The following is a 12,903-nucleotide window of genomic DNA, read 5'->3' on the forward strand; positions in this document are numbered from 1 at the left end:
GCGACCGGGCGCGTGAAGATCGCCGACGGCAAGACCAGCGTCGAGATCGCGTCCGGCGAAGCGACCCTGCGCGGCATCAAGGCGGCGATCGCCGAGCCGTCGCGCCTTGCAATCGCGAACGGCGTCGCCAGCGTCGAGAAGCTTGCGCTCAATCTCGGCGGCGGCTCGGCGACCATTTCCGGCAGCGCCGGCCAGCTCCTCGACCTGACGGCCAATTTCGCCAGCCTGCCTGCGGCGCTCGCCAATGATTTCGTGCCGGGCCTGGATGCTGCCGGAACGCTGGAAGGCACGGCACACGTCACGGGGCCGTCGGCCAATCCCGATATCGAGTTCGACGCCAAGCTTGCCGGCGCCGAGACCAGCCAGACCCGCCAGGCGGGACTTGGGCCGCTCAATCTGGATGCCGCCGGCAGCTATGGTCTGGCGAGCGGCCTGGCCCTGGACCATGCAACGCTTGCGGGCGACAAGATTTCCGGCAACGCCGCCGGCACCTTAAATCCGAACGGCGTCAGCGATTTTTCGCTCGATCTGACGTCATCCGGACCCAGCCTGCCGTTGACGATCGGCAGCGCCGAAAGCCCGGTCAAGATCGAGGTCCAGTCCTTGTCGGCAAAAATAGCCGGCCAAAGCACGCAAGCCCGCCTCGAGGCTTCCGCGATCCTGCCTTCGGTTGCTGCCAGCCAGGTGAATGTGGACGGCCTTGCCGTTGCGCTGCATTCGGATGCGTTCGATCTCAAGGGGCGGGCAGGCCCGGTCTCCGGGACGGTGTCGATCGACAGGATCGGCCTGGACAATCCGATGATCGCGCCGTTGGTTGCCGGCAAGGTCACGGCCGAGGTCAACGGCCGTTTGACGAGCGACGCCGTTGCCGTCAACAGCGGCTCGCTCAAGAGCGATGCGCTCAACAGCCAGGTCGCCGGCCGCATGTCGCTGCGCGACGGCGCCGTCGACCTCAATGTGAACGCCAATGTCGCTTCTTCCGCCTTGCCGGCGGCGGTGCGGGGCATGTTGGGCGAGAGCGCGAAATTGAGCGCCGCGCTGAAACGCGACGCCAACGGCAACGTCAATGTCTCCGGCTTGAAGCTCAACTCGGGCGCACTGAGCGCCGACGGGCAGGCGAGCCTTGCCGACAACAAGCTTGCCGCCGACATCAGGGGGGCGTTGAGCGACGTTTCGCTGCTGTCGAAAGACGCCAAGGGCGCCATCGCTTTTGGCCTGAATGCGCAAGGTCCGATCATGGCGCCCGACCTTGCGCTGACGGTGAACAGCGACAGGCTGTCCGTGGCAGCGCGCGAGATCACCGGATTGAAACTCACCGCGACAGGCAAGGCGGATGCCGCCAATCCGGCGGCCGATGTGCAACTGACCGGCAATGTCGCCGGACAGCCGCTGCAGGGCAATGCGGTGCTTGCCACCGCCAATGGCAAGAGCGCGATCAACGGGCTTCTGCTGTCGCTGGGACCGAACAAGATCTCCGGCGACCTTGCGCTTGACGAAGCGTTCGTGCCGGTGGGCACGCTGACGCTCACCGTTCCCGATGTCGGTCCGCTGGCGGCGCTTGGCGGCCAGACGGCGACCGGCGATATCAACGGCACGATCGCTTTCGCCAAGGATGGCGCGGCTCCGAACCTCACCATCAATGTGGCCAGCACATCGATCGCGCGCGGCGAACTGGCGGCGAAGGCGATCACCGTCAACGCGCTGATCGCCAATTATCTCAAGGGACCGGCAATATCGGGCACGATCAAGGCCGACAGCGTCACTTCCGGCAAGACGGTGGTCAGCGGTATCGGCATCGACCTGAAGCGCGACGGCGACTGGACCAATTTTTCCGGCGGGGCGACGGCATCCGGCATTCCGGCCACCGCGACCGGGCGCGTGAAGATCGCCGACGGCAAGACCAGCGTCGAGATCGCGTCCGGCGAAGCGACCCTGCGCGGCATCAAGGCGGCGATCGCCGAGCCGTCGCCCCTTGCAATCGCCAACGGCGTCGCCAGCGTCGAGAAGCTTGCGCTCAATCTCGGCGGCGGCTCGGCGACCATTTCCGGCAGCGCCGGCCAGATCCTCGACCTGACGGCCAATTTCGCCAGCCTGCCTGCGGCGCTCGCCAATGATTTCGTGCCGGGCCTGGATGCTGCCGGAACGCTGGAAGGCACGGCACACCTCACGGGGCCGTCGGCCAATCCCGATATCGAGTTCGACGCCAAGCTTGCCGGCGCCGAGACCAGCCAGACCCGCCAGGCCGGACTTGGGCCGCTCAATCTGGATGCCGCCGGCAGCTACGGTCTGGCGAGCGGCCTGGCCCTGGACCATGCAGCGCTTGCGGGCGACAAGATTTCCGGCAACGCCGCCGGCACCTTAAATCCGAACGGCGTCAGCGATTTTTCGCTCGATCTGACGTCATCCGGGCCCAGCCTGCCGCTGACGATCGGCAGCGCCGAAAGCCCGGTCAAGATCGAGGTCCAGTCCTTGTCGGCAAAAATAGCCGGCCAAAGCACGCAAGCCCGCCTCGAGGCTTCCGCGATCCTGCCTTCGGTTGCTGCCAGCCAGGTGAATGTGGACGGCCTTGCCGTTGCGCTGCATTCGGATGCGTTCGATCTCAAGGGGCGGGCAGGCCCGGTCTCCGGGACGGTGTCGATTGACAGGATCGGCCTGGACAATCCGATGATCGCGCCGTTGGTTGCCGGCAAGGTCACGGCCGAGGTCAACGGCCGTTTGACGAGCGACGCCGTTGCCGTCAACAGCGGCTCGCTCAAGAGCGATGCGCTCAACAGCCAGGTCGCCGGCCGCATGTCGCTGCGCGACGGCGCCGTCGACCTCAATGTGAACGCCAATGTCGCTTCTTCCGCCTTGCCGGCGGCGGTGCGGGGCATGTTGGGCGAGAGCGCGAAATTGAGCGCCGCGCTGAAACGCGACGCCAACGGCAACGTCAATGTCTCCGGCTTGAAGCTCAACTCGGGCGCACTGAGCGCCGACGGGCAGGCGAGCCTTGCCGACAACAAGCTTGCCGCCGACATCAGGGGGGCGTTGAGCGACGTTTCGCTGCTGTCGAAAGACGCCAAGGGCGCCATCGCTTTTGGCCTGAATGCGCAAGGTCCGATCATGGCGCCCGACCTTGCGCTGACGGTGAACAGCGACAGGCTGTCCGTGGCAGCGCGCGAGATCACCGGATTGAAACTCACCGCGACAGGCAAGGCGGATGCCGCCAATCCGGCGGCCGATGTGCAACTGACCGGCAATGTCGCCGGACAGCCGCTGCAGGCCAATGCGGTGCTTGCCACCGCCAATGGCAAGAGCGCGATCAACGGGCTTCTGCTGTCGCTGGGACCGAACAAGATCTCGGGCGACCTCGCGCTTGACCAAGCGTTCGTGCCGGTGGGCACCGTGTCGCTCGATCTTCCTGACATAGGGCCGCTGGCGGCGCTTGCGCTAGAAAAGGCGGAAGGCGACGTCCGCGGCGCGATCGCCTTCTCGAAGGCCGGCAACGCACCGAACGTCGCCGTCAAGGCAACGACGGCGGCGATCAGGCGCGGCGACCTCTCGGCCAAAAAAGTCGCCGTCGACGCCCAGATCGCCAATTACCTCGCAGCACCTGTCATCTCCGGCAAGATCCGCGCCGACAGCGTGACCTCCGGCGGCACTGCCGTTACCGGCATCGATGTCGACCTGAAGCGCGATGGCGACTGGACCGCCTTTTCCGGCGGCGCCACCGTGAAGAACATTCCGGCGAAAGCGGCCGGCCGGGTGAAAGTGGCGAACGGCACGACGACCGTCGAGCTCGCGTCGGGCCAAGCGACGGTGCAAGGCATCAAGGCGGCGATCGCGCAGGCCTCGACCGTGACCATCGCCAACGGCGCGACGACGCTCGACCGGCTGGTGCTCAATCTCGGCGGCGGCACGGCGACGGTGACGGGCAAGGTCACGCAGACGCTCGACATCAACGCCAATCTGGCCCGGGTGCCGGTCTCGCTCGCAAACAGTTTCTCGCCTGGCCTCGATGCGGCAGGCTCGATCTCGGGCACGGTCAAGGTCTCCGGCGCGCCGGCCACTCCGACGGTCGCCTTCAATGTCGATGCTTCGGGCGTGCAGACTTCGCAGACGCGGGGCGCAGGCCTCGGCGGCATGAACGTATCCTCGTCGGGAACCTTTGCCGGCAGCAAGCTTGCCTTCGACGCCAACATCAGCGACGGCGCCGGCCTTGGTCTCAAGGGCGGCGGCACGGTGACGACGGCAGGCGGGCCGACCCTGACGCTCGATTTCAAAGGCAAGGTGCCGTTTTCCTTCCTTGCCTCGAAACTCGCCGTGCAAGGCCTGGCGCTCAACGGAACCGCCAATGTCGACGTGCAGGTGCGCGGTCCTGTATCCGCGCCGGTGATCAGCGGCAAAGTCACGACGTCGGGCGCCCGTCTCATCGACGCGCGCTCCGGGCTGGCGGTCAACGACATCGGGGCCGACGTGTCGATCGGCGGCGGCGTCGCCAGGATCAATCGCCTGACGGGCACGTTGTCGACGCGCGGCAACCTTTCGGCGAGCGGCACCGTCGGCATCACGCCGGCGCAAGGTTTTCCGGCCGACCTGTCGATAAAACTCACCGACGCTCGCTACACCGACGGCAGGGTGGTGACCGCCAATCTCGGCGGCGACCTGACCATCAAAGGCCCGCTCGTGTCGGCGCCGGTGATCGCCGGCACCATCAATCTGGCGAGGACGGTCATCACCGTGCCGGACAAACTGCCCGGTTCGCTCTCGGAGTTGGATGTGAAGCATAAGAACCCGCCGCGCGCGGTGCGCGCGCAGGACAGGGCGCTGAACCCGCCGACATCCAGCAGCGGCGGCAGCAGCGGCAGTGGCCTTGTCCTCGACGTGACGGTCAACGCACCGAATCAGATCTTCATCCAGGGCAGGGGCGTCGACGCCGAGCTAGGCGGCTCGCTGAAGCTGACCGGCCCGGCATCCTCGCCGCAGGCCGTCGGAACCTTCACCTTGCAGCGCGGCCGGCTGACGATCCTTGCCAAGCGGCTGACCTTCACCGAGGGCACGGTCGGGTTCCAGGGTTCGCTTGTGCCTTACCTCAACCTGACCGCGACCACGACGACCAGCAGCGCCACCGTCACCATCGTCGTTTCGGGCGAGGCGACCAACCCGAAGTTCAACTTCTCCTCCGCACCGGCGCTGCCAGAGGACGAGGTTCTGGCGCAACTGATCTTCGGCCGCTCGATGTCCAATCTCTCGCCGCTGCAGATCGCCCAGCTTGCCGACGCGGCCGCGCAATTGGCCGGCGCCGGCGGCACGACCTCGCTGCTGGACAATCTACGCAGCGCGATCGGCATCGACGATCTCGACGTGACGACCGACGAGAAGGGCGGCACCGCGGTTTCGGCCGGCAAGTACCTCAACGACCGTACCTATGTGACAATCCAGAAGGGCGACAAACCGGGCTCCGGCAAGGCGACGATCGATCTCAATGTCGGGAGGGGCGTGAAGCTGCGCGGCGAGGCCAACGACGCGGGCGAAGCCAAGGGCGGCGTCTTTTACGAACGCGAATATTGACGGTGTTGCCCGCCCCGGCAGGCTGAAGCGGACTTTTGGCGCGCGCGCGAGGCCCTGTCCGCCGACAATGTCTTGATTTGATTGCCCTGTTAATTTTCGGAAATGTGCTGTGGACTAACAAATTTGCGTCAAGGCTGTCGCTATCACGCCAACCGGCCCCATTCCAAAGTTGCACATTCCCAACCATGTTCCAATTCCAAACCGGCTTTTGACATCACGGTCTGGATGCGGAATGTTAAAAGGCAGAAAGCCAAACAATGGGAGTCAGTCATGGCAATCTACAAAAGTAACGGTGACCGCGTTCCGGACCACATCCTGGCGATGGCCGAAGCGGCCAAGTCGGGCACGGTGGACCGCCGTGAATTCCTGGCTTTGGCCAGCGTTTTCGGTGCATCGACGGCAATGGCTTACGGCATGCTCGGTCTCGCCGCGCCGACGCCGGCCAAGGCCGAGGACGTGCAGGGCAAGAAGGGCGGCGTGCTGAAGGTCGCCATGTCGATCAAGGATCCCAAGGATCCACGCACCGCCGACTGGTCGGAAATTGCGAACGCCGAGCGCCAGGCGCTCGAGCCGCTGGTGAAGTACACGAAGGAGTACACCTTCGCGCCTTACCTGCTGGCAAGCTGGGACATCAACGACGACGCCACCGAATACACGCTGCATGTGCGGCCAGGCGTCGAATGGAATAACGGCGACAAGTTCACCGCCGACGACGTGATCTACAATTTCACCCGCTGGGCCGACAAGGCAGCGGAAGGCAACTCGATGCCTGGCCGCCTCGGCAGCCTGGTCGACGACGGCACCAAGAAGCTGCGCGAAGGCTCCGTGGTCAAGGTCGACGACATGACGGTCAAGCTCAAGCTGAGCAAGCCCGACATCGCGATCATCCCGAACATGTGCGATTACCCGGCACTGATCGTGCACAAGACCTTCGATGAGAAGGGCGCCAACTTCAAGAATTGCCCGATCGGCACCGGCCCGTTCGAGCTTGTCTCCTACGATGTCGGCCAGAAGGTGGTCTACAAGCGCCGCGAGACCGGCAAGTGGTGGCAGGGCGAAGCTTTCCTCGACGGTGTCGAGTTCATCGATTACGGCACCGATCCGGCGGCGACGGTTTCGGCTTTCGAATCCGGCGAAGTCCAGACCAACCACGAAACGACCGCCGACTACATCAAGATCATCGCTGATGTCGGCGCGCCGGTTTCGGAGGTCGTCACGGCCGCCACCGTGGTGTCGCGCTTCAACATCACCCACAAGCCGTATGACAACCAGAAGGTTCGTCAGGCGATGTTGCTTGCGGTCGACAACGCCACGGTGCTGCAGCTCGGCTACGGCAATGCCGGCACCCCGGCTGAAAACCACCATGTCGCGCCGATCCATCCGGAATATGTCAAGCTGCCCGAGGTCAAGCGCGACATCGCCAAGGCCAAGCAGATGCTGACGGAAGCCGGCGTGATCGATTTCGAGCACGAACTGATCAGCAACGACGAAGACTATCACAAGAACACCACAGACGCGATCGCGGCCCAGCTGCGCGAAGCGGGCATCAAGGTGAAGCGCACCGTGCTGCCGAGCTCGACCTTCTGGAACGACTGGACGAAGTATCCGTTCTCGCAAACCAACTGGAACATGCGCCCGCTGGGCATCCAGGTCATCTCCATCGCCTATCGCTCCGGCGAAGCGTGGAACGAGACGGCCTACGCCAATCCCGACTTCGACAAGAAGGTCAACGAGGCGCTCGGCATCGCCGATGCGGAGAAGCGCAAGGTTGTGATGAAGGACATCGAGCAGACCCTGCAGGATTCCGGCATCATCATCCAGCCTTACTGGCGCAAGCTCTACATCAACATCAAGCCCGAGGTGAAGAACCACTCGATGCACCCGACCTATGAGCACGACTTCGGCAAGGTCTGGCTCGAACAGGCGTGATCCTTTTGCGACAAATATGAGGGGCGTCAGCCCCTCTTATTTGCAGCTTCGTCGCCGTTGCGTATTGTGCAACGGTGGCGGAGCCTCACAAGGTATCCGACACAGGGTTGAACCTATCTGACCCCAACCCGGCCGGCAGGGGAGCGCGCATGTTCTCATTCATTGCCAGACGCATCGGCACGATTCTGCTCACGATGCTATGCCTGACGCTGGTCGTCTTCTTTCTCGTCAATCTCGAGCCCAACTTGAAGAAGCTGGCGATCAGCCAGACCGAGATGCACACGTCGGCCGAACAGCTCGAAAGCTGGCTGGTCAATCACGGCTACCGGCAGAACTTCTTTGCGCGCTACGGCCAATGGCTCGGCGTCCTGCCCAAGCAGCCGATCACCGATCCTGCCACCGGCAAGGTGACGCAGCGCTTCTCCTTCTGCAACGACCCGGTCGAGCCGAAATTCTCCGGCGTGCTGCAGGGCGATTTCGGCTGTTCGACCAAGTTCAAGACGACGGTCGCGGCCAAGCTGTTTCCGGCACTCGGCGCCACCGGCATATTGATGTTCTGGGTGCTGGCGGTGATGGTGCCGATCTCGCTGCTCATCGGCATCCTTGCCGGCATGCGCGAAGGCTCGCGAACGGACCGGACCCTGTCGGTGGCCTCGATCGCCTCGACGGCGACGCCCGAATATGTGTCGGGCGTCATCTTCACCGTCATCTTCGCCTCGTGGTTGGGCTGGCTGAACGGCTCGGCGGCATCCGCCAGCCAGGGCATCACCTTCTACAATTTCACCCTGCCGGTGATCACTCTGGCGATCTACGGCACCGGCTATATCGCGCGCATGACACGGGCCTCGATGGTCGAGGTGATGACGCAGCAGTTTATCCGCACGGCCCGCCTCAAGGGCCTCTCCTTCGGCAGTGTGGTGATCAAGCACGCGCTACGCAACGCGCTGATCGCGCCTTTCACCGTCATCATGCTGCAGTTCCCGTGGCTGCTCACCGGCGTCGTCATCGTCGAGGTGATGTTCCGCTACCAGGGTTTCGGCTACACGCTGGTCGAGGCCGCCGGCAACAACGACATCGACCTTCTGCTCGGCTGCTCGCTGGTCTCGGTATTCATCGTGCTGATCACCCAACTCATCTCGGATGTCGGCTACGCGTTTCTCAATCCGCGCATCAGAGTTCAATAGGGGGCAGGGCGGATGCAGATCGAATATATCGGTGCCTTCGATGTCGTGCTCGGCGTGCTTTGGCGCTTCTGGCCGGTATGGGTCGCGCTTGTCCTGGTGATGGGCGTTAGCTTTACCTACAAGAAGAAGCTCGGGCTCTACGGCCAGCTCTTTGACAGCGGCGTCGGCATTGCCGGCGTCGGCATCTGCCTGTTCTGGCTGTTCACGGCGATCTTCGCCTCGACCATCTCGCCTTTCGATCCGCTGGCCCAGGTGTCGATCATGAAGGATACGCTGCCCGGCGCGATCGAGCCGACATCGAAGCTCGTCTACTATTTCGGCGGCGACAAGCTCGCCCGTGACGTGTTCTCGCGCATGGTCTATGGCAGCCAGATCGTGCTGATCATCGCGCCGGCGGCGACCGGTTTTGCGCTGATGGTCGGCATCACGCTCGGCCTGCCGGCCGGTTACTACGGCGGCAAGATCGACACGGTGCTGTCCTTCCTCGCCAATCTGGTGCTGGCCTTCCCGGTGATCCTTTTGTTCTACCTGCTGGTGACGCCAGGCATCATGGATACGCCTATCCCGTACGCCCTGGCCGGGCTGTTCTTCCTGTTCCCGATCATCTTCTTCTGCGTGCTGTTCTGGACCCGCTACAAGAACCGGCCGGACCGGCTCTATATCCTGCTCGGCCTGACGCTCGTCATCGGGGGCTGGATCTATACGGGCCTCGTCTTCGACAAGGATCCGCTGAGGATCGTCCACATCGATCCCAACCAGCTCAACATCTTCGTGGCGGTGGTGTTCGCTTCCAGCCCCGGCGTGTTCCGCATCGTGCGCGGGCTGACCATGGATATCAAGACGCGCGACTACGTGGCGGCGGCGCAGACGCGCGGTGAATCGCCCTGGTACATCATGCTGTGGGAAATCCTGCCCAATGCACGCGGACCGCTGATCGTCGATGCCTGCCTGCGCATCGGCTATACGACGATCCTGCTCGGCACGCTGGGTTATTTCGGCCTGGGGCTGGCGCCGGAGAGTCCCGATTGGGGCACCGCGATCAAGGATGCCAGCCGGCTCTTGCGCTCCTTCATCCACCCGGCGCTGCCGCCGACGATCGCGCTGATGTCGTTCGTGCTGGGCCTGAACCTTTTGGCGGATTCGCTGCGCGAACAGTCGATGAAGGATTGATGGCGGGGCTTCGGGCCCCATCTTCCAGGAAGCAAGGATTGGAGCGACCCATGAACGAGGCAGTTCGAGATCCAGCCAAGACGACCAATGGGCCGATCATCGAGATCGAGAACCTCTCGATCTCCTTCTTCACCCGCAAGGGCGAGATCCCGGCGGTGATGGACTTTTCCTGCACGGTCATGCCCGGCGAGGCGATGGGCATCGTCGGCGAATCCGGCTGCGGCAAGTCGACCGTGTCGCTCGGCATCATGCGCGACCTCTCAAACATCGGAAAGATCGTCGGCGGCCGCATCAAGTTCCAGGGCAGGGACATGGGCGAGATGTCCGACGAGGAGCTTCGGGCCATCCGTGGCAACAAGATCGCCATGATCTATCAGGAGCCGATGGCGAGCCTCAATCCGGCGATGAAGGTCGGCCAGCAATTGATGGAAGTGCCGCTGATCCACGACAAGGTCTCGAAGGAAGAGGCCCATAACCGTGCACTGGAGATGGTGCGCGCGGTCAAGCTGCCCGATCCGGAGCGCATGATGCGCTCCTATCCCCACCAGCTTTCGGGCGGCCAGCAGCAGCGCATCGTCATCGCCATGGCGCTGCTGTCGAAACCGGCGCTGCTGCTCCTCGACGAGCCGACGACGGCGCTCGACGTCACCGTCGAGGCCGGCATCGTCGAACTGGTCAAGGGGCTGGGCCAGAAGTTCGGCACCTCGATGATCTTCGTGTCGCACAATCTGGGCCTCATTCTCGAGACCTGCGACAAGATCACGGTGATGTATTCCGGCGAGGCGGTCGAGACCGGCAAGATCGAGGACGTGTTCGACCGGATGCGCCACCCCTATACGCAAGGACTGTTCCGCTCGATTCCGTTGCCTGGCGCCGACAAGAATTCGCGGCCGCTGATCTCCATTCCCGGCCAATTGCCGCTGCCGCATGAGCGGCCGAAGGGATGCAATTTTGGACCCCGCTGTCACCATTTCGTCGAGGGCGTCTGCAACGCCGCCGAAATTCCGATGGTTGCCGTTGAGGGGCATGAGGGCCATTTCTCGCGCTGCGTGCGTTTCAACGAGATCGACTGGGAAGCGCTGCCGCCCGGCGCCAAGAAGGTCAACGAAAAGGTCGAGCCCGGCGCGCCGGTGCTCAAGATCGACAATCTCAAGAAGTACTACAAGGTCGGCGGCAGCGAGGTGTTCGGCTCGAGCGAAGGCCGCGTCGTCAAGGCCAACGAGACGATTTCGTTCACCGCGCGCGAGTCCGAAACGGTCGCGATCGTCGGCGAGTCCGGCTGCGGGAAATCGACGCTCGCCAAGGTGCTTCTGGGGCTTGAGACCGCAAGCTCGGGCACCGTGACGCTGGGCAACAAGGAGATCCAGTCGACCGGCATCGAGAGCCGCAATGTCGAAACGGTATCGTCGATCCAGATGGTTTTCCAGAACCCGTTCGACACGCTGAACCCCAGCCATACGGTCGGCTCGCAGATCATCCGCACGCTGGAGAAGTTCAATGTCGGCAAGACCGTCGCCGAGCGGCGCAAGCGCATGCTGGAGCTGCTCGACCTGGTGAAGCTGCCGCGGGCCTTCGAGACCCGCAAGCCGCGCCAGCTCTCAGGCGGCCAGAAGCAGCGCATCGGCGTGGCCCGCGCCTTCGCTGGCGACGCCAAGGTGGTGGTGGCCGACGAGCCGGTCTCGGCGCTCGACGTCTCGGTGCAGGCGGCGGTGACCGAACTCTTGATGGACATCCAGCGCAAGAACAAGACGACCATGTTGTTCATCAGCCACGACCTGTCCGTGGTGCGCTACATCGCCGACCGCGTCGTCGTCATGTATCTCGGCTATATCGTCGAGCAGGGCACGACGGACCAGATCTTCTCGCCGCCCTACCATCCCTACACGGAAGCGCTGCTCTCGGCGATCCCGATCGCCGACACCAGCGTGGTCAAGAAGCACATCGTGCTCGAAGGCGATATCCCATCGGCGATGAACCCGCCGACCGGATGCCCCTTCCAGACGCGCTGCGGCTACAAGAAGCTGGTGCCGGACAATCTGTGCGAGACGACGGTGCCGCCGGTGAAGAATCTCGGCAACGGCCATATGAGCCTGTGCTGGCTGTCGGACGATGTCTTGGCGAAGATGGAGCCGGTCATCAAGTTCGACAAGGAGCATGCGGCACATGAAGGCGTGCCGGACGACGCGCCGCACGGCACCGGGCCGGGTTTTGCCGGCACCCCGCCCAAGCGCCCGAGGGGCAAGAGGCCGAAGCCGAACTAAAACTTCGCCGGGTCCCGGCCTCAGCTCCCACATTGCCGCAACTGGGCGGCGTAGTCGCGGGCCATTTGGTCGGTGGCGCGCGCGTAGTTCTGCACGCCGGCATCGCCGCGATTGCCGCGTCCGTAGGCCGACCAGCCGAGATAGTAGGCGAGATAGAGACTGTAGGTGTCGTTGCGGGCGACGCCGAAGCTGTCGACAGTCTTGGAATGATACCAGCCGACGAAGTCGATGGCGTCGGCGAAACGGCTGCGGCGCGCCGCCCAGTTGCCGGTCTCCATCTGATATTGCGACCAGGTGCCGTCTAGCGCCTGCGAATAGCCCGCGGCGGTGGAGACATGTTTCCAGGGAATGAAGCCGAGCAGCTTGGTGCGCGGCGGCCGGGCGTTGCTCTTGAAGCCGGATTCCTTGCGCACCGTCGCCATCAGCACCGGAACGGGAATGCCGTATTTTTGTTCGGTGCGCTCGGCGGCGGCCTGCCAGTTGTCGAACCAACCGTCATTCTGGTCGAAGACGGCGCAGACATTGTTGATGTGGCTGGGCGCCGTCGCGCAGGCCGAAAGCGCCAGCAGCACAGAGACAACGACAATTTTACTAAAACTCGACCTAGGCATCGGAAGACGAATAGGCCGAAATCATAAAAGGAGTCTTTCAAGCTTCCTTAACGCCGGCCGAGGCGCCTCGACCTTGGCTCTATCGATATTTCGACTTCGCTCGTCGTATTTGTCTTCATCAGAGTGAAAAAATGCCGCCTTGGCTATAATCACGCCGGCAAATGGCGAATTCCTGACAGCTCGCGCCTGACGTCGGCG

6 protein-coding genes are annotated in these 12,903 nt (G+C 63.6%); 5 read left to right on the forward strand and 1 reads right to left on the reverse strand.

The annotated features are described in order from the left end of the window. The first annotated feature begins 12 nt into the window (after positions 1-12). The 5 genes from CK218_RS22430 (at position 13) to CK218_RS22450 (ending at position 12,094) form a co-directional block, all read left to right on the forward strand. Positions 13-5,550: a translocation/assembly module TamB domain-containing protein gene (locus tag CK218_RS22430; RefSeq protein ID WP_095829011.1), complete on the forward strand. Its 5,538-nt coding sequence runs from the start codon at positions 13-15 to the stop codon at positions 5,548-5,550. 270 nt (positions 5,551-5,820) lie between these two features. Beyond that, positions 5,821-7,479: an ABC transporter substrate-binding protein gene (locus CK218_RS22435; protein ID WP_095828929.1), complete on the forward strand. Its 1,659-nt coding sequence runs from the start codon at positions 5,821-5,823 to the stop codon at positions 7,477-7,479. A gap of 149 nt (positions 7,480-7,628) precedes the next feature. Beyond that, complete coding sequence (locus CK218_RS22440) at positions 7,629-8,663, forward strand: ABC transporter permease (RefSeq protein WP_095828930.1); 1,035 nt, start codon at positions 7,629-7,631, stop codon at positions 8,661-8,663. 12 nt (positions 8,664-8,675) lie between these two features. Continuing rightward, positions 8,676-9,833: an ABC transporter permease gene (locus CK218_RS22445; RefSeq protein WP_066990564.1), complete on the forward strand. Its 1,158-nt coding sequence runs from the start codon at positions 8,676-8,678 to the stop codon at positions 9,831-9,833. Positions 9,834-9,883: 50 nt separating this feature from the next. After that, entirely contained in the window at positions 9,884-12,094 is a 2,211-nt protein-coding gene (locus CK218_RS22450) for an ABC transporter ATP-binding protein (RefSeq protein ID WP_066990565.1), read from the forward strand. Between the two features lie 20 nt (positions 12,095-12,114). Here CK218_RS22450 and CK218_RS22455 read toward each other — a convergent pair whose 3' ends face one another. Beyond that, entirely contained in the window at positions 12,115-12,705 is a 591-nt protein-coding gene (locus CK218_RS22455; protein ID WP_095779086.1) for a transglycosylase SLT domain-containing protein, read from the reverse strand. Positions 12,706-12,903 lie beyond the last annotated feature (198 nt).

Origin of the sequence: Mesorhizobium sp. WSM3879 (assembly GCF_002294915.1) — a bacterium.
GTDB lineage: Bacteria > Pseudomonadota > Alphaproteobacteria > Rhizobiales > Rhizobiaceae > Mesorhizobium.